Origin of the sequence: Proteus hauseri, from assembly GCF_004116975.1 — a bacterium.
GTDB classification, from domain to species: domain Bacteria; phylum Pseudomonadota; class Gammaproteobacteria; order Enterobacterales; family Enterobacteriaceae; genus Proteus; species Proteus hauseri.
The window spans coordinates 1451249-1472921 of the sequence record NZ_CP026364.1 but is presented as its reverse complement, the minus strand read 5'-3'; the positions used below and the strand labels follow the sequence as shown (position 1 = coordinate 1472921).

Annotated in this window: 18 protein-coding genes; 8 read left to right on the top strand and 10 right to left on the bottom strand. The window is 38.0% G+C overall.

The genetic code is table 11. The annotated features are described in order from the left end of the window. Positions 1 to 43 precede the first annotated feature (43 nt). From aroB to PH4a_RS06645, 6 genes are all read right to left on the bottom strand, one after another. Positions 44 to 1138, bottom strand: coding sequence for a 3-dehydroquinate synthase (aroB, locus tag PH4a_RS06670; RefSeq protein WP_129038721.1), 1095 nt, complete (start codon positions 1136 to 1138; stop codon positions 44 to 46). Positions 1139 to 1190: 52 nt separating this feature from the next. Then, complete coding sequence (gene aroK / locus PH4a_RS06665) at positions 1191 to 1712, bottom strand: shikimate kinase AroK (protein ID WP_064718334.1); 522 nt, start codon at positions 1710 to 1712, stop codon at positions 1191 to 1193. Positions 1713 to 2291: 579 nt separating this feature from the next. Continuing rightward, on the bottom strand, positions 2292 to 3404 hold the full coding sequence (pilQ, locus tag PH4a_RS06660) for a type IV pilus secretin PilQ (protein WP_129038719.1): 1113 nt from the start codon (positions 3402 to 3404) through the stop codon (positions 2292 to 2294). After that, positions 3401 to 3934, bottom strand: coding sequence for a hypothetical protein (locus PH4a_RS06655; RefSeq protein ID WP_129038717.1), 534 nt, complete (start codon positions 3932 to 3934; stop codon positions 3401 to 3403). The genes pilQ and PH4a_RS06655 overlap by 4 nt, the downstream gene beginning before the upstream one ends. Next, on the bottom strand, positions 3927 to 4523 hold the full coding sequence (locus PH4a_RS06650) for a fimbrial assembly protein (protein ID WP_129038715.1): 597 nt from the start codon (positions 4521 to 4523) through the stop codon (positions 3927 to 3929). Before PH4a_RS06650 ends, PH4a_RS06655 begins: the two co-directional genes overlap by 8 nt. Further along, a complete protein-coding gene (locus PH4a_RS06645) occupies positions 4511 to 5335 on the bottom strand; it encodes a hypothetical protein (protein ID WP_129038712.1) in 825 nt (274 codons plus the stop codon). The genes PH4a_RS06650 and PH4a_RS06645 overlap by 13 nt, the downstream gene beginning before the upstream one ends. 116 nt (positions 5336 to 5451) lie before the next feature. Here PH4a_RS06645 and mrcA point away from each other — a divergent pair, with 116 nt between their 5' ends. Further along, on the top strand, positions 5452 to 7986 hold the full coding sequence (gene mrcA, locus PH4a_RS06640) for a peptidoglycan glycosyltransferase/peptidoglycan DD-transpeptidase MrcA (RefSeq protein WP_129038710.1): 2535 nt from the start codon (positions 5452 to 5454) through the stop codon (positions 7984 to 7986). Positions 7987 to 8036: 50 nt separating this feature from the next. Here mrcA and nudE read toward each other — a convergent pair whose 3' ends face one another. After that, positions 8037 to 8588, bottom strand: coding sequence for an ADP compounds hydrolase NudE (nudE, locus tag PH4a_RS06635; protein ID WP_129038708.1), 552 nt, complete (start codon positions 8586 to 8588; stop codon positions 8037 to 8039). Positions 8589 to 8942: 354 nt separating this feature from the next. On the opposite strand from nudE, the gene umoB reads away from it, so the two are divergent. The 4 genes from umoB to pckA all read left to right on the top strand — a co-directional run bounded on the left by umoB (position 8943) and on the right by pckA (position 14268). Beyond that, on the top strand, positions 8943 to 11051 hold the full coding sequence (gene umoB / locus PH4a_RS06630; protein WP_129038706.1) for a flagellar biogenesis regulator UmoB: 2109 nt from the start codon (positions 8943 to 8945) through the stop codon (positions 11049 to 11051). Positions 11052 to 11116: 65 nt separating this feature from the next. Beyond that, the gene (gene hslR, locus PH4a_RS06625) at positions 11117 to 11530 is read left to right on the top strand and encodes a ribosome-associated heat shock protein Hsp15 (protein ID WP_064718312.1); all 414 of its coding nucleotides are present in this window, start codon (positions 11117 to 11119) and stop codon (positions 11528 to 11530) included. Between the two features lie 26 nt (positions 11531 to 11556). Beyond that, a complete protein-coding gene (hslO, locus tag PH4a_RS06620; RefSeq protein WP_129038704.1) occupies positions 11557 to 12444 on the top strand; it encodes an Hsp33 family molecular chaperone HslO in 888 nt (295 codons plus the stop codon). Between the two features lie 204 nt (positions 12445 to 12648). Next, positions 12649 to 14268, top strand: coding sequence for a phosphoenolpyruvate carboxykinase (ATP) (gene pckA / locus PH4a_RS06615; protein ID WP_129038702.1), 1620 nt, complete (start codon positions 12649 to 12651; stop codon positions 14266 to 14268). 187 nt (positions 14269 to 14455) lie between these two features. Here the strand turns inward: pckA and PH4a_RS06610 are convergent, their stop codons facing one another. Together PH4a_RS06610 and PH4a_RS06605 are read right to left on the bottom strand one after the other, a co-directional pair. Beyond that, complete coding sequence (locus PH4a_RS06610; RefSeq protein WP_129038700.1) at positions 14456 to 15157, bottom strand: pirin family protein; 702 nt, start codon at positions 15155 to 15157, stop codon at positions 14456 to 14458. Between the two features lie 585 nt (positions 15158 to 15742). Next, on the bottom strand, positions 15743 to 16942 hold the full coding sequence (locus PH4a_RS06605) for a BaiN/RdsA family NAD(P)/FAD-dependent oxidoreductase (protein ID WP_129038697.1): 1200 nt from the start codon (positions 16940 to 16942) through the stop codon (positions 15743 to 15745). A 308-nt stretch (positions 16943 to 17250) separates the two neighbouring features. Between PH4a_RS06605 and pitA the strand changes: the two genes are divergently transcribed. Then, a complete protein-coding gene (gene pitA / locus PH4a_RS06600) occupies positions 17251 to 18750 on the top strand; it encodes an inorganic phosphate transporter PitA (protein ID WP_129041834.1) in 1500 nt (499 codons plus the stop codon). Positions 18751 to 18815: 65 nt separating this feature from the next. Here pitA and uspB read toward each other — a convergent pair whose 3' ends face one another. Further along, positions 18816 to 19148: a universal stress protein UspB gene (gene uspB / locus PH4a_RS06595; protein WP_064718307.1), complete on the bottom strand. Its 333-nt coding sequence runs from the start codon at positions 19146 to 19148 to the stop codon at positions 18816 to 18818. 404 nt (positions 19149 to 19552) lie between these two features. Here uspB and uspA point away from each other — a divergent pair, with 404 nt between their 5' ends. Then, positions 19553 to 19987, top strand: a complete 435-nt coding sequence (uspA, locus tag PH4a_RS06590; protein WP_004246661.1) for a universal stress protein UspA — start codon at positions 19553 to 19555, stop codon at positions 19985 to 19987. Positions 19988 to 20239: 252 nt separating this feature from the next. After that, a complete protein-coding gene (gene gdhA / locus PH4a_RS06585; protein WP_129038695.1) occupies positions 20240 to 21580 on the top strand; it encodes an NADP-specific glutamate dehydrogenase in 1341 nt (446 codons plus the stop codon). Positions 21581 to 21673: the final 93 nt, after the last annotated feature.

The window sequence follows — 21673 nt, the reverse complement described above, 5'->3', positions numbered from 1 at the left end:
AAAACAGATAAATTGGTTTCTCTCTAGTCAGGTAATGGGGAGCTTAATTTGCATTAATGCAAGATGTTATCGCTTTGTGCACCTGTTCGCGAGAAATATCCGCTCGCAGTTCTGATTGGCCGATACCTTTTGGTAAAACAAGGTGTAATTTGCCACCAGAAACCTTTTTATCTCGCATCATATGCGGTAAATAATCATCAGGAAGCATTTCTTTAGGGCCAGAAACAGGAAGTTTTGCTTTTTCAAGCAATTGAATAACACGTTGCGTTTCTTCAGGAGAGAATTGGCCAAGAGCCTGCGCTGTTTTTGCTGCCATAACCATGCCAGCAGAAACAGCTTCGCCATGTAGCCAAACACCATATCCCATATGTGCCTCAATAGCATGACCATAAGTGTGGCCAAGATTCAGTAATGCACGTAAACCGCTAGTTTCTTTTTCATCGGCAGCGACTACATCAGCTTTAATTTCGCAGCAACGACGAATGCAATAAGCAAGAGCTTGAGGATCAAGTGCTAAAAGTTTATCAATATTATTTTCAAGCCAGATAAAAAATGCTTTATCTAGAATGATGCCATATTTGATAACCTCAGCTAAACCTGATGATAATTCTCGAGAGGGTAAAGTCGTCAAACAATCGAGATCGATAACAACAGAGGCTGGTTGATAAAAAGCGCCAATCATATTCTTACCAAGTGGATGATTAACCGCCGTTTTTCCACCGACTGATGAATCCACTTGTGAAAGTAAGGTTGTCGGTACCTGAATAAAACGTACACCACGTTGATAGCTTGCAGCTGCAAAGCCTGTTAAGTCACCGATAACACCACCACCTAAAGCGATAAGTGTTGTATCTCGATTGTGATTTTTTTCTAAAAGTGCAGTAAAGACGTCATTCATTATAGAAAGTGATTTATACTGCTCACCATCAGGTAAAATTACGCTATCTACCAGAATACCTTGGTTTTTTAAGGTAGTCATTACCCTTTCTAAATAAAGCGGCGCGAGAGTCTCATTAGTGACTATCATCGCTTGTTGTCCCGCTTTTAAAGGTAAAAATGTTTCTGGTTGGCGAAAAAGGCCAGAAGCAATGGTAATGGGATAGCTTCTTTCACCTAATGTAACAGCGATACTTTCCATAAAAGTAGCCTTCTTTTATCGTCTTTATTTGTTGCTTAATTTACTGAGAATATTAGTTTTTTTCTAACATTTCAATGATTTGGTTGGCAACAATTTTTGCGCTTTGATCATCTGTGTGAATGGTGATATCTGCAATTTCTTCGTAAAGAGGATTGCGTTCTTCAGCCAATGTTTCTAGTACATCACGTACAGGTTCTACACCCTGTAGTAATGGACGTTTCTTATCACGTTGAGTACGAGCTAATTGTTTTTCGATATTAGTTTCTAAATAAACAACAACACCGCGTGCAGATAGTCGGTTACGGGTTTCTCTCGATTTTACCGAACCACCACCTGTTGCTAGCACAATGCCTTGCTTTTCAGTAAGTTCGTTGATTATTTTTTCTTCTCGTTGACGGAAGCCTTCTTCGCCTTCTACATCAAATACCCAACCTACATCCGCACCTGTACGCCGCTCAATTTCCTGATCGGAATCATAAAACTCCATACTAAGTTGTTGAGCTAACTGACGACCAATAGTGCTTTTGCCGGCACCCATAGGCCCAACCAGAAAGATATTACGTTTCTCTGCCATGTTTTTGGTATTACTAAGATATTCGTTAATGATAACCCGCCCCGCCAAATTCATTCAGCGACGGGACCTAAACTGAAATTATGAGTGTCTATCTAATTCACGCCTGATAACGTTTCTATCTACTCTCATATCAAGATTGAGTTTTTTCAGTAGATCGCCATAAAATAACTACATGGTGTCGCAAGCGACATCATAAGATAAAAATCCCTTTGCCTACAGTACATAACAAGATACTACTAAAAAAAATCAATCATCTTTGTTGGCAATGCGGAGATTCTAACACAATTTAGTCAGAAAACTGTATCTGATCACTTTGTCTTTTTAGTCATCTGGCAATCAATATTACATATAAAAAGCCCTGCCTCCAATAATAGAGGAAGTGCATAAAATGTATCCGTATTATAGTTGCGATAATTCAGGCTCACTCAATTAGCTAACCCTTGTAAGCTAAATCGTCCTCAGCGTCAAATCTATAAATAGAGATTATAAGAAAAAACAATGAATAGCAGTTCATTTTATTGCAGATAAAAATACTTAATTAGTTGTATTTTATAGTTAAATTATTTATCGTTCTAAAGATTAGATTAATTTGGGTGTAATAAAAATAACCAATTCATGGCGACTGTGTTGCTCTCTTTTGTGGCTAAAAAGTGTCCCAAGTAATGGTATGGACGATAAGAGCGGAATTTTTGCGTCATGCTCTTGTTGTTTTTGTTGGAAAATTCCTCCTAACATTAAGGTTTCACCATCATTAATCATGACTTCTGTACTAATTTCTTGTTTATCGATAGAAAGATGTTCACTTCCCCCTTGAACAAGTGTGACACCTGGTGTGTTTTGCGTAATTTTTAGTATCAATCTAATTTTTTTGTTTCTTTGAATGATTGGCGTCACTTCCATACCTAATACTGCTTCTTTAAATTGTATTCTGGTAATTTCATTATTACTGCTGATATAAGGGATTTCTGTTCCTTGTTTAATCGAAGCCATTTTTTCATGTGCCGCTGTTAGTCTAGGGCTTGCGATAATTGATAGTTGTTTTTCTTGTTCTAGTGCACTGAGTTCAAGTTCTAATAGACGACCATTAATTCTCGCAATATTTAATGCGAGGTAGTGAAGAGGGTTTTTAGTATTTTGATGAACGGATAATGCAGAAAGAGAAGGGGCTCTGAGAGTGTTATGCGTCGTCGATGATAATGCTGTGGAGGTATTTTCTGTGGAAGGGAAACTTTCTGTAGCGAGAGGTTTTGGTGTTTGTAATCCCCATTGAACACCTAATTCGTTTAATGCATCCTGACTGCTGCTAATAATATATGCTGTAATATGAACTTGCTGTTGTGGCATATCTTTCATTTTTAACCAATCTGCAATTTCAGACAGCGTTTCATCATCATCCATAATAGAAAGGCTATTTGATTCTATATCTGCAATAACTCGCCCTTGTGAGCTTAATAGAGGTATTACATCAGAGTGTAATTGAGCTGCAAGATCTTCAGCATTGGCATAATTTAATAGATAAATACGCCTATGTAGGCGCTTGTTAGGTTCTATTTTTTGTTCTGCTATTTTTTTATTTACTTGGTTCTCTTCTACTGATACTGAAATTATTTCGGGAAAAAAAGGGTCTCTAGCATCAGCAAAAAGAGTATGAGTTATCAATAATGAGGCAAAGAAAGAAAATAAAAATTTCATGATTTTTCACTCAATAATAAGGTTGATATTGGTTGGTTTAGATCGATTAAGTGAAGTTGTACTGAAAGTATTAGGGAATTTATTGGTATAACATTAATGGAAGAAAGAGAAAATCCCACTTGGCTAACATGTTCTAATAACATTAGAAATCGTGAATAAGAGAGTGTGAAGCGAAGTTTATAAAAGGTATTGTTATCGCGCTCCCAACTATCAGGAATAAATTGATGTTTATTTAATACTTGTTGTAGTCGCTCATCGGCAGAAATTGAGTTGAAAGGGATATGATAGTCATTTTGTAATGCCTTTAATGAACTAATAGAAGGCATATTATCTAATGTTGTTCGATATTGTTTAATACGTGTTTGACTTTGTGTTATTGCTGCTTGTTGTATTTCTATTTGTTGAAGATAGTTAGCAAATATAAAGGTACAGCTGATAAAGCCAATACTCATTGGAGCAAAAAAGCTCAATACTAATTTTTTCCAAAAAGGGAGAAAGACAAGATATTGTGCCCACCGAAAGTTAGTCATCGCTGTTTCCTTCTTCCTGTTTTTCTCTCCCCTTATTATCTGTTTTTTTGTAGTTATCTGTATCCCAATCACCATTAAAAAATAGCTCTGTATGTGCTGGCTGAGTGACACTTTTTTGTAATGTATTTAGTGTCAGCACAGAAAGCATAGGGTGGTGATAAAAATATGACATCAGTAAAAGTGATTGTTCATAAGGTAAGATCAAATGCAAAGAGAGTTTATTATCCATCTCTGAAAATTGGCTTATCCAGCCTGTTGTAGGCAAGCAGGTTTCTATAGATTGAAAAAAAGTGATATAGCGTAAGTAGCGATACCAATTTTGATAGTGTAACCAGTAGTGCTGATAATCTAATTCTGTTCGTTCTTTTTCTTGATGGCGCTCAGCAATATGTTGAGTAAGCAAAGCTTCTTGGTATTGATATTGGCGTTGTAGTGTTGTGAGTAAATGTGATTTTTTTGCTAAGTGATTAGTATAATAACTACAAGTAATTATACTAATAACAATAAGTGATAAGGTTTGATAAAGCCAGTTTTGGGCTTTTTTGCTCATAAAAGAACTGCGCCAAGGAAGGTAATTTACTTGATACATAATTCCTCCCAAGGGCGTAATGCTAATCCTAATGCGATAAGTGGAAGTTCTTTTTTTTGTGTTACTTTTTGAAAAAGAGGGTTCGTAATATCAGGCCAAATAGGCATAAGATGGCTAAAATTATGTGAATTATCGCCAGCGAAATAGCATTGTTCTCGCTGCCATTGATATTTCTTTGCTAGTTGATGAAAAGAGATTTCTTGTGCTCTCTCATTTTCATAATAAAGTGTGCCGTAATGCGGCATATTTTCATCGGATGAAACCCAATACATTTTTTTATCTTCACAATAAATAAGTGTGCAATCAGAGGGTAAGCCAAGATAAGACGCTAAATAACGTAATGAACAAGCAGGCGTGTCGATGGCAGATATTGCTAAATTTAAGCTAGAAAATAACGCAATATAGTGGTCAATAGGATTTTTAGGATACAAATGAATGGCGAGATTTTGATTATTTTGCCGATAATCATAATTAACCACTGTTTTGGTTGTTTGTGTATGCGATGTTGCATGTAGTTGAGCTAACCGATAACACGCCGCTGGTGTAAGAGAAATAGGGTTAGGTAAAGGAATAGTATGATAACTTTCATAAATATCAGGCAGTGAGACAGTAACATTATTGATGGGAGGTAATGTTTGTCGCCAAGGCCTTAAGATATTTCTTAATTTTAAATGATCTATATTGTTATTAAAAGGTAAAAGGAATTGCCAAAATGCATTGATTTTCCATCGTCTATCTTGCTGTGAGACCAATACTGCATTGATATAATTGATATTAATTTCAATACCAATCTGGTGATTGAGTGTTTTCATAAATGATATCCATATCGATTGAATTCGTAACAGCCTATTTTCAGTAAGGCGTTACCTTTATACTACGCACTGTTTGTTTATAAACTGCCCAATCCACATTACATGGGAAATTTAAGGTGAAGTTCTTAAAATATTTTTTCATCTTCGTTTTTGCTTGCATAATTTTGGGAGCAGCCTCGATATACGGTATGTATAAGTATGTTGAGCCTGAGCTTCCAGATGTAGCAACATTAAAAGATGTTCGTCTACAAACCCCAATGCAGGTTTTTAGTGCAGACGGAGAGTTGATGGCACAATACGGTGAAAAGCGCCGTTTACCTCTGACGTTGCAGGAAATGCCACCTCAGTTAATTAATGCTTTTATTGCGACAGAAGATACTCGTTTTCGTGAACACCATGGTATTGATCCAATAGGTATTTCTCGTGCGGTAATGGTCGCGTTAACCTCAGGACAAGCATCACAAGGTGCTAGTACGATTACACAGCAATTAGCTCGAAATTTCTTTTTAACACCAGAAAAGAAATTAATGCGAAAAGTTAAAGAAGCGTTCTTAGCTATTCGTATTGAAAAAGAGTTAACTAAAGATGAAATTTTAGAGCTTTATCTCAATAAAATTTATCTTGGTAACCGTGCTTATGGGGTGGGAGCTGCTGCTTATGTCTATTTTGGTAAAAGTGTACATGATCTTAGCTTAAGTGAGATGGCAGTGATTGCAGGGTTACCTAAGGCGCCTTCTACGCTAAATCCTCTCTATTCTTATGATCGTGCATTTAAACGACGTAATATTGTTTTACAACGTATGTTTGAAGAGAACTATATTACTCGAGCACAGTATGAGAGTGCTAAAGCAGAACCTATTGTTGCTAAATATCATGCACCTCAAATTGATTTTTCTGCGCCATATTTGACTGAAATGGTTAGAATGGAAATGTATGAACGCTATGGTGAAAATGCTTATACTGATGGCTATAAAATCTACACCACAGTGATACGAAAAGATCAGCTTTCAGCAGAAAAAGCGTTACGAGATAACGTTATTGATTATGATATGCGTCATGGTTATCGCGGAGCACAAGAAGTACTTTGGAGTGCAGGGCAAACGCCTTGGGATAGCAAAGCAATTAGCGAAAAATTAAAAGGAATTCAGACTTATGGTCCGCTTATTCCTGCCGTTGTGTTATCGGCTGATGCTAAAGAAGCCAACGTTGTATTAAAAAACGGTGACACCATTTCGCTTGATTTAAAAGCAGTACGTTGGGCGCGTAAATTTATTTCTGATACATCTCAAGGTGCTACACCGTCTAAAGTAGATGCAGTTGTTCATGCGGGTGAGCAAATATGGGTTCGCCAAGATAATGCAAATAACTGGGTTTTAGGGCAACTACCAGGTGTAAATGCGGCTTTTGTTGCATTGAATCCGCTTGATGGCAGTATCATTGCGCTGGTTGGTGGTTTTGATTTTGAGATAAGTAAATTTAACCGTGTTTCTCAATCATTACGTCAAGTCGGTTCAAATATTAAACCTTTCTTATATGCAGCAGCATTAGATAAAGGTTTAACCTTATCAACGCTTCTTAATGACTTACCTATTAGTCGATGGGATGCAGGTGCGGGCACCGATTGGCGTCCTAAAAACTCACCTCCAACCTATGCGGGGCCTATTCGTTTACGCCAAGGATTAGGTCAGTCTAAAAACGTTGTTATGGTACGAGCCATGCGTGCAATGGGGGTGGATTATGCCGCTGATTACTTATTACGATTTGGCTTTCCTAATCAAAATATCGATAGAACTGAGTCGTTAGCATTAGGTTCTCCGTCATTTACGCCAATGCAGATGGTTCGTGGTTTTGCCGTTATGGCTAATGGTGGTTATTTAATCGAGCCTTACTTTATTCAACGTATTGAAAACGCTGAAGGTGAAGTGTTATTTACCGCTAAACCTAAAATCGCCTGTCCTGAATGCACCGATATTCCAGTTATTTATGGTGATACCAATCGTTCTATCGCATTATCTGATGATTACATGGAAAATGTAGCGCAATCTAGAGCCGCTCAGCCTTCAAATGTGGCACCAGACATTGAGTTAGAAGCTGCACCATTAGCTGAAACAGTACAAGAAAGCCAATATGCACCTCATGTTATCAGTACACCTCTTGCCTTCTTAATGCATGATGCATTAAGAACGAACCTTGTTGGTGAACCGGGTTGGTCGGGAACAGGATGGCGAGCTTTGCGTGATCTGAAACGACAAGATATTGGTGGCAAAACAGGTACCACAAATAGCTCTAAAGACGCATGGTTCTCTGGATATGGTGCCAATATTGTCGCAACCGCATGGATTGGTTTTGATGATAGCAGTCGTAATTTAGGGCGCACTGCAGCAAGTGGCGGAGAGGCGGGCGCTAAAACCGCACAACCTATTTGGAATGACTTTATGAAAGTCGCACTTGATGGTGTTCCTGTGAATATGATGCCAGCACCAGAAGGTATCGTTGCAGTTCAAATTGATAGGAAAACAGGTAAGTTGGCTGGCGATGGCCCTTCAATGAAAGAATATTTTATTGAAGGAACACAACCAACGGAAAGAGCAAAAAACGAAGTGGGTACACAGATTTTTGAAGATAACGGCGAATCTAATGAGTTATTTTAATTAATCTAGTTAAAAAGCCGGATGTAATAATCCGGCTTTTTAGTTTCTTACTATTGCTGTTTTTGTAAAAAACGATGAGCTAGAAATAGCGCACTGACACTGCGTGCTTCAGTAAAATCTGGGTGATCGAGTAAATCCATCATTTTTGCGATAGGCCAACGAACTTGGATCAATGGTTCTGGCTCGTCACCTTCAAGTTGTTCTGGATAAAGATTATCAGCAATAACAATATTCATTTTGCTAGAAAAATAAGAAGGAGCCATAGAGAGTTTTGCAATTTCAGTTAAACAGTGGGCACCATAACCAATTTCTTCTTTGAGTTCTCGGTTAGCTGCTTGAATTGCATTTTCGCCTGGATCAATCGCTCCTTTAGGAAAACCAAAATCATAGCTTTCGATACCAACAGCATATTCACGAATAAGAATAAGGTGATCATCAATAATTGGAACAATCATCACCGCTTCACGATTAGCGGGTTTCATACGCTCGTAAATACGTTTTTCCCCGTTACTAAATTCCAGATTAACGGATTGGATCTGAAATAATCGAGAACGGGCAATGTTATCAATATTAAGTATATTTGGTTTTTTTAGTTGGTTCATAACAGCCCCTGACAATAAAAGAGATTAACCCGAATTTAACACATTAATGACAAAATAAATCTAACAATTAGATTTAGCTTTTAAGGGAAAATTGAGTACACTCCGCTACTACACCCAGTTATTGATTGATTTTTTGAGAATATTATTATTTATTGATTCGCTATTTTAATTGAAGATAGCGCAGTAGGCGGATATAAAATTGATAAGAGTTATAAATTATAACGCGACTACAAAAATATAATCTATTGTATTTAAATAAAAAATAGAACAAAAGAATAGGAATTGCCTTATGTTAGGCAGGGTTTCAATTTTGTTATTGTTATTACGCAGCATCAGTATAAGCATGGGGAAAAAATGAGATTATCAGTCATTATATTGGCTATCTTTATGATTAGCCTATTTATAATGGCCGCCTTTCTATTCTTTAAAAGAAGGCGGCTTGATGACTCACATCATCTTCCCTCGCTTGCAAAACCCACTCATCGTAAACTTACCCCAGATGATTATGGGCTTATTGCTGATTATTTATCTTATTTTGGTACATCAGATTTTTCTTCGGGTTATTCATTACAAAACTTTCCTGAAATACCCGCCAAAGGCGAGGTGGTGACGACATTACGCAATATCGTTAATCGATTTGCTGGTTCTGCCGAAGGGTTAAACCATTGGCGCTATTATATTGATGCCGTAGAAATTCATATTCCCCCTTTATTAGTCCCTTATCTCCAACAAGAGAATGTTTTAGATGTTGTTTGTACCCCATCAATCCCTATTGTTGTGGGTGTTAATGGGCACTTTTTAAAAGATGAGAAATCACATTTTTCTGCATTAAGCCTAAAACAACTTTCAGAACCTATATTGGCAAATGGTTCATCAACCATTCAAAAAAATGAGGGTGATGCAGCCCATTTATTGCAGATCCGTGAAGAAACTAACGAAGAGTACCGATTACATAATTCATCAGGCTTTTGGGATGGCTCTTTTGTTTGTATTGGGCTGACATTATGGCTAACAGCATTGATGATGCCCCAAGTTTTTCTCCCTTTGATTTTAGCAACTGGTGGTGCCTTTTTTCTTCTCGGAATATTTCTCATTCACCGACCACTCATTAAACCACGTAAACAAGAAGTTCACTGTTTTAAAGGTCGTTTAAAGCGTTGGGGGCTTTTTGGTAACTTTGATCATGGGCAAGTTAAAAATATCTCTTTAGGGGGTATTGATCTTGTTTATCCCCCACATTGGGAGCCTTATATCCAAAATGATATTGATAAAGTTACTTATTTAGAAATGTATCCTAATCATCATGTAATAAAGCAAGGTAGCTATCTTTCTTTGCATGATGAAGAAAAAAATTATCCATATAAACGTTATATTAAAAATATTATTTTCGTTTTATGGAGTCTTTTTATTATTGTGATGTTGTATCTTTATCAACCCCTTTCTCTTTCTATGAAATTAAGTTTTTCATGGTTGAAAGATACCGAACCTCATTTAGTGACAAATTTTACAGAGTTGGAAACCACGACATTGCATGTGGGTGATATTATTCAGGCTAAAGGGGTAGGGATGTGCTATATGCCGCCTAACCTTTCAAGTAAAAATAATAAAACAATTTTTGCTCCCTTTGATTGTTCAGGAATTTATTGGAATAACAGTAATCCGATGCCAATGCCAGAATCAAGTACGATAGAAAAAGCAGCGGCTTTACTGCATACGGTTGAAGAACAACTACATCCTATTTCTAATAATCGGGTGAACCCAAGTTTAGGACAAGCAATTACCAAATCGGGTATGAATCTTTTAGATAATTTCGATGGAATTATATTGAAAACACAAGATTTATGCCCAAGAGAAAATGAATGTATTCGGCTTAAAATGGCGTTGGTTAATTTAAGTAACGTCAATGATTGGCCAGCGTTAGTACAACGAGCAGAAAGTGGCAAATTGACGGGTACCAATGTTTTATTACGTGCAGTTAGTGCTGAGGCCTTGGAAAAGCTCATCGACACCACCACATCTTCTTTTATCTATAGAGAAATAGATAAAGCCGCAATACTGTTAAATAGCCCTCCACCAGGAGGTGTGCTGTTAATCAGTGATGAAAGAAAGCAGCTCGTTGATTACGCGTCAAATTCAAATTCTGTATTTGAACCAACCCCGCTAGAACAATGGCGAGAACTTCAACGTTTATCAGATATTTTATTACATACACCTTTTGATACTGGTGGTGTTATCACCGGAATGGTTGTTGATGCGAATGGCACTTTACAGATCTTTTTGCATAGCCTGCCAGACTCAATGACGATGTTATATTATATCGGTAATACGTTATTATTACTCGTTGCTATAGGGTTCCTTATGTTGAACCTATTTCTTATCATCCGGCGTCGGCGACATAATAACCAACGCATGAATAAAATCAGCCTCTATTACGAGCACTGTTTTTATCGCCCTCCTCAGTAAGCACTTTGTTGTGGAAGGCTATGTGTTATCACTATCGCCTTCACAAAGAAGCTTAAGGAGAAAGGATGAGTCAACTATCGCAAGAAAGCGGTGTCCGTTTAGATAAATGGCTTTGGGCTGCACGTTTTTATAAAACACGAGCTATCGCACGCACGATGATTGAGGGCGGTAAAGTCCATTACAATGGTGTGCGAGGTAAGCCGAGTAAAACCGTTGAAGTCGGTGCTGAAATACGTCTACGACAAGGTAATGATGAACGGACGGTAACCATTTTAATGGTAAGTGCACAGCGACAAGGTGCTACACAAGCACAGGCACTGTATTGCGAAACGCCAGAGAGTATTGCTAAAAGAGAAAAAATTGCTCTAGCAAGGAAAATGAATGCGTTAACAATGCCTCATCCTGAACGTCGTCCTGATAAAAAGGAAAGACGCACCTTACTTCGCTTCAAACAGACAAATTTACAAGAGTCGGATTAACCGACTCCCTGAAATGAGAGAAAATTATGTCTAAAAAAGACTCTTTATCACGTTTTTTATTTGAAAAAAACGCGGTACGCGGTGAAATAGTCAATGTGACTGAAACCTATCAATCAATGTTAGAAAATCATCATTATCCTGAGCCAGTTCAATGTCTTCTGGGTGATTTACTCGTTGCAACAAGTTTGTTAACAGCAACGCTTAAATTTGAAGGAGATATTACGGTTCAATTACAAGGTGATGGTCCTGTTCGTTTGGTCGTAATTAATGGTAATAACAACCAACAAATGCGTGGTGTTGCACGCGTTGGCGAAGAAGATGTTAAAGCAGGAAGTACACTAAAAGAGATGATCGGTAATGGTTTTATGGTTATCACTGTTACACCTAAAAAAGGTGAACGTTATCAGGGGATTGTTGCCCTTGATGGTGAAACCATAGAAGCTTGTATTGATAACTATTTTAAACAGTCTGAGCAGTTACCTACTCAAGTCTTCATTCGTAGTGGTATGCAAGCGGGTAAAGCCGCAGCGGCTGGTATGCTATTGCAAGTGCTACCCGCTACTGAAGAACACTCCGTAGAACAGACTGCGGAACATTTTGAATTATTGACCCAACTGACCCATACGATAAAAGCAGAAGAGCTGTTTGCTCTTGATACTAAAGAGATATTGCATCGTTTATATCATGAAGAAGATGTGACGCTTTATGAGCCTCAACGTGTTGAATTTCGTTGTACTTGTTCTCGAGAAAGATGTGAAGATACATTAGTAACATTGTCAGAAGAAGATGTGAATCACCTGTTGCAAGAACAAGGAAATATTGATATGGAATGCGAGTATTGTGGTACACACTACATCTTCAATGAGGATGATATTAAGAATATCAATAAGTTAGATAAGTCAGAATTGCACTGATTCGATTTAGCAAGGTGATATTATAAGAAGGGTGCTATTTTGCACCCTTTTTTATTCAACAATTTTACTGTAGTTTTGTGCATTAGCTCTCGTTCTGAACATAAAAAAATTATAAATTTTCAAAATATTGATAACAATCGCTGTTAATAAATCGTAACACCTTAATATTGTTCATAGAAAAGTCTATTTATCAGGAGCAAAACTATGAGCGTTAAAGGTCTTACCCCAAAGGATCTCCAGCAATATGGTATCCATGACATTAGTGAAATCGTTTATAACCCTAGCTATGAGCTGTTATTTGATGAAGAAACTAAACCTGAATTAACAGGTTATGAGCGTGGCACCTTAACTTCATTAGGTGCTATTGCCGTTGATACTGGTATTTTCACTGGACGTTCTCCGAAAGATAAATACATTGTTCGTGATGATATAACCCGTGACACAGTTTGGTGGGCTGATCAGGGTAAAGGTAAAAATGATAATAAGCCGTTATCTCAAGAGGTTTGGGCTGATTTAAAATCATTAGTTACTGAACAACTATCAGGCAAACGATTGTTTGTTGTTGATGCTTTTTGTGGTGCCAACGCAGACACTCGCTTAAAAGTTCGTTTCATCACGGAAGTGGCTTGGCAGGCGCATTTTGTTAAGAATATGTTTATTCGTCCTGAACAAGAAGAGTTGGTGAATTTTACACCAGACTTTATTGTGATGAACGGTGCGAAATGTACAAATCCAAATTGGAAAGCACAAGGGCTGAATTCAGAGAACTTTGTTGCATTTAATTTAACTGAACGCATTCAGTTAATTGGTGGTACTTGGTACGGTGGTGAAATGAAGAAAGGGATGTTCTCTATGATGAACTACTTCCTTCCTCTTAAAGGCATCGCCTCTATGCACTGTTCTGCAAACGTTGGTGAAAGTGGAGATGTTGCCATATTCTTTGGTTTATCGGGTACAGGTAAAACCACACTTTCTACAGATCCTAAGCGTAAACTGATTGGTGATGATGAACACGGTTGGGATGATGACGGCGTATTTAACTTTGAAGGTGGATGCTATGCAAAAACTATTCATCTTTCAAAAGAAGCCGAGCCAGATATTTACGGTGCAATTAAACGTGATGCTCTATTAGAAAACGTAGTGGTGTTATCTGACGGTTCAGTTGATTTTGACGATGGTACAAAAACAGAAAATACCCGAGTTTCTTATCCCATTTATCACATCGATAATATCGTTAAACCAGTGTCTAAAGCGGGCCACGCTAAGAAAGTTATTTTCTTAACTGCAGACGCCTTTGGTGTATTACCCCCTGTTTCACGGTTAACACCAGAGCAAACGCAATATCACTTCTTATCTGGTTTTACCGCAAAATTAGCAGGTACAGAGCGTGGTGTAACAGAACCTACGCCAACATTTTCTGCATGTTTTGGTGCGGCTTTCTTATCTTTGCACCCAACGCAATATGCTGAAGTATTGGTAAAACGTATGCAAGATTCAGGTGCTAAAGCTTATCTTGTTAATACGGGGTGGAATGGAACAGGTAAACGTATTTCAATTAAAGATACCCGTGCGATTATCGATGCCATCTTAAGTGGTGATATTGATAAAGCGCCAACGAAAACATTACCAGTGTTTGATTTAGAGATCCCAACTGTGCTACCCGGTGTTAATGGTGAGATTTTAGATCCCCGTGATACTTATACAGATAAAACTCAGTGGGATGTAAAAGCAGATGATCTTGCAGATCGTTTTGTGAAAAACTTCGATAAATATACGGATACACCAGCAGGTCAGGCTCTCACAAAAGTTGGACCAAAACGTTAGTTATTAGTTAATTGCTAAATAATCATTAATAATACAGTCCCAAAGTCGGTAGTTTACCACTTTGGGATTTTTTACCGAAAAATAAGTAAAAAAACCCCTGAACTACTTTCGTCATTCAGGGGATTCAAAAGAAAACAAAGTGAAATAGGTTGTTTAGAGAAAAAGTGACTTTAGGGTGGTAACCCAACTATGCTGTTACTGCTGGCAAATCAAACAGTAAAACCTCACTGTCTTCGTCGCCAACGAAACGAATAATATCCTCATTTGAGATAGCAACACCATCACTCGTGGTCGCAATTGTGTCATTAATAGTTATTTTACCTTTGACTATTTGTAACCAAACATTTCGACCTTGTTCTAGTTGATATTCGGCTAGCTCGCCTTTTTTCAAGTTCCAACGCCATAGCGTCATATCTTGAAAAACTTTTAACGAACCATCGCGAGCATCTGGCGATAAGATCAACTGTTTGCTTTCTGTTGTATCAAAGCGGCGTTGAGCGTAACGCGGTGTAATACCTAGGGTGTCTGGCATAATCCAAATTTGGTAAAAATGCAGCCCTTGCTGACGATTAGGATTATATTCAGAATGAGTAATTCCAGTACCTGCACTCATTATCTGAAATTCACCAGCCGGTACATTTTCTTTGTTACCCATGCTGTCTTTATGTTCAATGTTACCTTCAAGTACATAGGTTAAAATTTCCATATCTTTATGAGGATGCGTACCAAAACCTTCACCTGCAAGAACACGATCTTCGTTAATCACGCGTAAAGCAGAAAAACCCATAAAGTTTTGATCATAATAATTTGCGAAAGAGAAGGTATGCCAGCTATCTAGCCAACCATGATTAGCATGTCCTCTTTCATTTGCTTTGCGTAGATAAATCATTGTGTATTTCCTTCTCTGAAGTTGTTGAACACAGTTTACGCAATAGCACAAAGTAAAACAGCGGAGGAATTTAATCTGAGGATCCAAATAATTTGAATAAGAGAGAACAAAAACATCGAAGAAGAACTTAGTGGAAGAAGATAAAAGTAGGAAAGAAAAAAGCCAGCACCCGGCTGGCTAAAATAAAACACTGGAAGCAATGTGAGCAATGTCGTTCTTTCATATGACCCTGAAGGAGGTGCATCTGAAAGTGTTGATAATGATAATGGTTCTCAGTATCATTTGTAAAGTCTTTTTTTTAAACAAAATACGATAAAACATAGAAATACAGTTAACCCTCTGATTAAAGAGTTATTTTATTTTTCTTTTTTTTTAAAAGATTAATATAACCAAAGAGTTAATCATATTCTTTGTAGGGTTATTAAAGTAGAAATAGGAGTAAAATATCGATTATATCCATATTAAAATAGAGGATATGGCAAGGTTATGAGAATAAATCAAAAATTAAATAATAATAAGCCATCAATGATTGATGATGGCTGTATTTGGTATGTTGTAATTTATAATTTTTAAACTCAATAATATTTATTTAGGCGTTGAAATAAGTGCCTGAGCACAGGCATAAGCTGAACTCCATGCCCATTGAAAGTTATATCCGCCTAACCAGCCTGTTACATCAACCACTTCGCCAATAAAATAGAGTCCTTTAACGCTGGAGGCTTCCATCGTTTTAGAGGAAAGGGCGCGAGTATCGACGCCTCCTAATGTGACTTCGGCTGTACGATAGCCTTCAGTGCCATTGGGTTGTACTTGCCATGATTGTAGTAGCGTTACAATTTGCTCTATACGTTCATTACTTAGTTGAGCTAAAGCCACATCAGGTAGTTGCTTTGTTTCAATCATTATTTCGATAAGACGTTTTGGCAATAAACGAGAAAGGGTATTTTTTAATGATTGATTAGGGTGCTCTTGGCGTTTTGCTTGCAACGATGCTTGAAGATCAATATTAGGAAGTAAGTTGATGCTCACATACTCACCAGGATGCCAATAGCTTGATATTTGCAAAATAGCTGGGCCAGAAAGTCCACGGTGAGTAAACAAAATATTTTCTTTAAAGCTAGTACCATCTTTTGCAGTCACTATTGCGGGTACCGCAACACCAGAAAGCGAATTTAGCTGTTCTAATAATGGTTTATGCAAAGTGAAAGGGACTAAGCCTGCTCGAGTAGGTAAAACGGGAAGGTTAAATTGCTCTGCGATGCGATAACCAAAGGGGGTAGCACCTAAGCCTGGCATGGAAAGACCACCGCTTGCTATCACTACTGAAGGGGTCGAAATTTCATTACCATCAACAAAAATCGTAAACCCGTCTGCCATTTTTTCTATTTGAGTCACTTCGCTACGTAAGCGAATACTCACTTTCCCTTTTTGGCACTCTGTGAGCAATAAATCAACAATTTGCTGTGCTGAGTCGTCACAAAATAGCTGTCCTAATGTTTTTTCATGATAGGCAATTTTGTATTTTTGTACTAACTCAATAAAATCCCATTGTGTATAGCGAGCAAGTGCTGACTTACAAAAATGGGGATTTTCTGACAAATAGGCAGAAGGTTCGATATACATGTTAGTAAAGTTGCAACGACCGCCCCCTGACATAAGAATTTTTCGACCGGCTTTTTTGCCATTATCGAGCACTAAAACAGATAAACCGGCTTGTCCTGCTATTGATGCACAAAAGAGCCCAGCGGCTCCTGCACCTATAATTACTGTATCGAATGATCCCACAATAAAGTCTCGTTTTTGGTTATCTCTAATTACTTATCAATGATTTTTGCGTAAGATCAGAGTAAATTTGTAAAATTATATGGAGAAATCCACATTTTTCACCTAAATTCTTATTAGCAAGCTGAAATATTGACAGAAATTTACTTTTTTTATTTTTTTGCTAATCTAATGATATATAAAGTATTATTAGGGAAACACTTTGAGTTTCTTAGTTATCAAATCAAAAAAAGGTTAAATTTCGCTTCCACCGTTCGCATTTGTCCATGATAATGCGCCGCGTTCATGTCCAACTAACTGGCTTAACGTCTATGCTACATTTGTTTACTGGCCTGGAATTTCATACAGGTTTAATGTTGGTTTTAGCACTTATTTTTGTGCTATTTTACGAAGCTATTAACGGCTTCCATGATACCGCAAATGCGGTAGCAACTGTTATCTATACTCGTGCAATGCGAGCGCAATTTGCGGTCGTGATGGCGGGTGTGTTTAACTTCCTCGGGGTTTTGCTCGGTGGGTTGAGCGTAGCTTATGCTATTGTTCATTTGTTACCGACAGACCTTCTGCTAAATGTGAGCTCTTCACATGGCCTCGCCATGGTTTTCTCGTTGCTGTTAGCCGCCATTATCTGGAACTTAGGTACGTGGTATTTAGGTATTCCAGCATCAAGTTCACATACGCTAATAGGTGCAATTATTGGTATCGGTTTAACGAACGCTATCATCACGGACTCGTCCATTGTTGATGCGTTAAACGTACCAAAAATGATCAGTATCTTCCTTTCACTCATTCTTTCCCCAATTGTTGGTTTAGTTATTGCGGGTGCGATGATTTTTATTCTACGCCGTTACTGGAGTGGAACGAAAAAACGCCGCCGTATTCACCTAACACCAGCAGAACGTGAGAAACAAGATGGTAAGCGTAAGCCACCATTCTGGACTCGTACTGCGCTGATTTTATCTGCGATAGGTGTGAGCTTCTCTCATGGTGCGAATGATGGGCAAAAAGGGATTGGTCTTATCATGCTGGTTCTTATTGGCGTGGCGCCTGCGGGCTTTGTCGTCAATATGAATGCGAGTGGATATGACATCACTCGAACCCATGATGCCGTTGTACATTTACAACAGTATTATGAAAAACATCAGCCAGCATTACAGCACGCTATTGAAAATACACCAGCAGTATCAGCCGAATCTGTAACAGCTGACGATGAATTTCATTGTAATAGTGCAAGAACACCAATTGTTCTTAATCAAACAGAGCAAATGCTTGCAAATATAAGCTCTTACGATGAACTGAGTGCAGACCAACGTGCTCAAATGCGTCGATTACTGATGTGTATTGCCGATACAGCAACAGAAGTTGCTAAACTACCAGAAACAAGTACCCAAGATGCGCGGTTCTTAAAAACATTGAGCCGTGACCTGCTAAATACAGTGGAATATGCTCCAATTTGGATCATTATCTCTGTTGCTTTAGCGCTCTCTATTGGGACTATGGTTGGTTGGAAGCGTGTTGCCGTAACTATTGGTGAAAAAATTGGTAAGAAAGGTATGACTTACGCTCAAGGTGTTTCTGCTCAGGTAACTGCAGCGGTTTCTATCGGTGTGGCAAGTTATACAGGTATGCCTGTATCAACGACACAAGTCCTTTCTTCTGCCGTTGCTGGTACTATGATTATTGATGGTGGTGGTGTTCAAACTAAGACAGTGAAAAGCATTGCTTTGGCTTGGATTTTAACTTTACCTGTCAGTATCATCTTATCCGGTGTGCTTTATTGGATATCGTTATCACTTCTCGTGAGCAGCTGATAACAGTAACAAGATCCTAATTATTGAAAAACGGTGACTTTTAGTCACCGTTTTTTTATCTATAATTAGCAAAATAATAAGGCGATTAGACTAGCGACGACAAGAATACAAAAACGGCTGATAAGGTAAAATTGTCGATAAATTCGCTCGCAGCGCATGATGACTTCAGGATCATGATGGTTAGTATATTGTCGCTGATTAATATAACGAATAAGACGTAGCTGTTTTGAAAACTGTCCATGCGTAGTAAAAAAACCATTGCCATCAACAGATTGATAAAGCAAAGGATCCGATTGGCGCAATATGGATAATAATACCCGAATAGATGAGAAATAACGCATCATATTAATCAGGCAAAGAATACACAGCGCCCAAAATATAACAATGACACTAAACATAATCCCCTCCCTAGAATAATTGATTCTGAGATGAGAAAACCTTTACCTACAGAGGTTATTTTTTCTCTTATTTAAGTTTAGGTGAAATTACCAAATAAATAAAAGCGACTTTATCAAGTTGATTAGTTTTTCAAAGAATGGATTAAAAATTAACTCTAAAAGGGTGTTTTTATTATTTTTTGTACTAAATTCACATTATTATGCTCATTTCGATGGCAGCTAGATAGTGCTAATGTAAAATGTAGTATATTGTTATTTACCGATAGATGCTCTCTTGATGTAATTTGCGTTAAGTTGTGATCTAGACGACATCTAACTTTCATCTTAAAACGTTATATTTAATGTAAAGGATATAGGCGTAAAGCCTTTCCGACCGATTAATCAGCTTATGGAAGGAGTTCACGATGGCTTATAAGCATATTCTAGTGGCAGTTGATTTATCCCCTGAGAGTAACGTCTTGGTACAGAAAGCTGTATCTATGGCAAAACCCTATAATGCCAAAGTTTCCTTAATTCACGTTGATGTTAACTATTCTGATCTGTACACGGGTCTAATTGATGTCAACCTTGGTGATATGCAACAGCGCATCACTGATGAAACCCGTAACGCATTAAAAGACCTGTCTGATAACTCTGGTTATGAAATTCAGGAAACACTCAGTGGTAGTGGTGATTTAGGTCAAGTCCTTGTTGATGCAATTAAAAAATACGATATGGATTTAGTCGTTTGTGGTCATCATCAAGATTTCTGGAGTAAGTTGATGTCATCAGCGCGTCAGCTCATCAACACGGTCCATGTTGATATGTTAATTGTTCCTCTAAAAGATGATGAAGAATAATTAATTGCTTTTTTAAGCAAAAAAAATGCCTGCTTATGCAGGTATTTTTTTGCCCACAATTCCTGATTTGAATACCCTTGCGAAGGGTCAAGCTTTTTTTTTTGTCTAATTATGAAAAAAATGTCTTGAAGTGTGAATGTGTTTTAATGATATATTCAAGAGGCAAAACAATATCGACCTCACAAAACCCAAAAATATTCCGAATAAATGAGGTTATACACACATCACATCACACAAAAAAGGAATAGCTGAATGACTATATCTGGCTCGTTGTCTTCATTTTTAGAAGGGGTAGAAAAATATAACGCTCATCAACCTGAGTATCATCAGGCGGTACGTGAAGTATTTACTACTTTGTGGCCTTTTTTAGATAAAAATCCACAATATCGTGAACAATCATTACTTGAGCGATTAGTTGAGCCTGAACGTATTATTCAGTTTCGTGTTTGTTGGTTAGATGACAAAGGACAAGTCCAGGTTAACCGCGCATGGCGTATTCAGTTTAACTCTGCTATTGGCCCTTACAAAGGAGGGATGCGTTTCCACCCTTCAGTTAATCTATCAATCCTAAAATTCCTTGGTTTTGAACAGACTTTTAAAAATGCATTAACTACATTGCCAATGGGTGGCGCTAAAGGCGGTTCAGACTTTAATCCTAAAGGTAAAAGTCATGGTGAAGTAATGCGTTTTTGTCAGGCATTAATGACTGAGCTTTATCGTCATTTAGGGGCAAATACGGATGTGCCTGCAGGTGATATTGGCGTAGGTGCACGAGAAGTTGGCTTTATGGCAGGGATGATGAAAAAACTGTCTAACAGCAATGAATGTGTATTTACGGGCAAAGGGCTTTCTTTTGGTGGTAGTTTAATTCGCCCAGAAGCGACAGGTTACGGTTTAGTTTATTTTACTAACGCAATGCTTAAACGTCATGGTATGTCTCTTGATGGGATGCGTGTAGCGGTTTCTGGCGCAGGTAATGTGGCGCAGTTTACTATCGAGAAATGTTTAGAGCTAGGTGCAAAAGTTGTCACTGCGTCAGATTCTGGTGGAACGGTTGTTGATGAAGCCGGTTTTACAACGGAAAAGCTTGCACGCTTAACTGAGATTAAAAATAACTATGGTCGTGTTGAAGAATATGCCAAAGAGTTTGGTCTGACTTATCTTGCAGGGCAACAACCTTGGGCTGTTGCTGTTGATATTGCACTGCCTTGTGCAACACAAAATGAATTAGATCTTGAAGCGGCTAAAGTGTTAATCAAAAATGGCGTTAAAGCCGTTGCAGAAGGCGCGAATATGCCAACGACAATTGCAGCAACGGATGCCTTTATTGAAGCTGGTGTTTTATTTGCTCCAGGTAAAGCCGCCAATGCCGGTGGTGTTGCCACATCAGGTTTAGAGATGGCTCAAAACGCAGCACGTTTGAGTTGGAAAGCTGAGAAGGTAGATGCTCGTCTACATCATATTATGTTAGATATTCATCACGCTTGCGTAAATTACGGCGGTGAAGGTAAGCAAACTAACTATATTCAAGGTGCCAACATTGCGGGTTTTGTAAAAGTTGCCGATGCGATGCTAGCGCAAGGTGTATTGTAGTATTTTTCTTTATTCTGAACGGGTGTTAAACACCCGTCAGACTTTGCCAGATAATCCCCTTATATTCTTAGCCTAATTTTTCATCTGCTATGC

What these genes read in the sequence shown, in the direction of transcription:
- aroB (WP_129038721.1), bottom strand. Translation starts at nt 1,138, where the DNA reads ATGGAAAGTATCGCTGTTACATTAGGTGAAAGAAGCTATCCCATTACC.
- aroK (WP_064718334.1), bottom strand. Translation starts at nt 1,712, where the DNA reads ATGGCAGAGAAACGTAATATCTTTCTGGTTGGGCCTATGGGTGCCGGC.
- pilQ (WP_129038719.1), bottom strand. Translation starts at nt 3,404, where the DNA reads ATGAAATTTTTATTTTCTTTCTTTGCCTCATTATTGATAACTCATACT.
- PH4a_RS06655 (WP_129038717.1), bottom strand. Translation starts at nt 3,934, where the DNA reads ATGACTAACTTTCGGTGGGCACAATATCTTGTCTTTCTCCCTTTTTGG.
- PH4a_RS06650 (WP_129038715.1), bottom strand. Translation starts at nt 4,523, where the DNA reads ATGTATCAAGTAAATTACCTTCCTTGGCGCAGTTCTTTTATGAGCAAA.
- PH4a_RS06645 (WP_129038712.1), bottom strand. Translation starts at nt 5,335, where the DNA reads ATGAAAACACTCAATCACCAGATTGGTATTGAAATTAATATCAATTAT.
- nudE (WP_129038708.1), bottom strand. Translation starts at nt 8,588, where the DNA reads ATGAACCAACTAAAAAAACCAAATATACTTAATATTGATAACATTGCC.
- umoB (WP_129038706.1), top strand. Translation starts at nt 8,943, where the DNA reads ATGAGATTATCAGTCATTATATTGGCTATCTTTATGATTAGCCTATTT.
- hslR (WP_064718312.1), top strand. Translation starts at nt 11,117, where the DNA reads ATGAGTCAACTATCGCAAGAAAGCGGTGTCCGTTTAGATAAATGGCTT.
- hslO (WP_129038704.1), top strand. Translation starts at nt 11,557, where the DNA reads ATGTCTAAAAAAGACTCTTTATCACGTTTTTTATTTGAAAAAAACGCG.
- pckA (WP_129038702.1), top strand. Translation starts at nt 12,649, where the DNA reads ATGAGCGTTAAAGGTCTTACCCCAAAGGATCTCCAGCAATATGGTATC.
- PH4a_RS06610 (WP_129038700.1), bottom strand. Translation starts at nt 15,157, where the DNA reads ATGATTTATCTACGCAAAGCAAATGAAAGAGGACATGCTAATCATGGT.
- pitA (WP_129041834.1), top strand. Translation starts at nt 17,251, where the DNA reads ATGCTACATTTGTTTACTGGCCTGGAATTTCATACAGGTTTAATGTTG.
- uspB (WP_064718307.1), bottom strand. Translation starts at nt 19,148, where the DNA reads ATGTTTAGTGTCATTGTTATATTTTGGGCGCTGTGTATTCTTTGCCTG.
- uspA (WP_004246661.1), top strand. Translation starts at nt 19,553, where the DNA reads ATGGCTTATAAGCATATTCTAGTGGCAGTTGATTTATCCCCTGAGAGT.
- gdhA (WP_129038695.1), top strand. Translation starts at nt 20,240, where the DNA reads ATGACTATATCTGGCTCGTTGTCTTCATTTTTAGAAGGGGTAGAAAAA.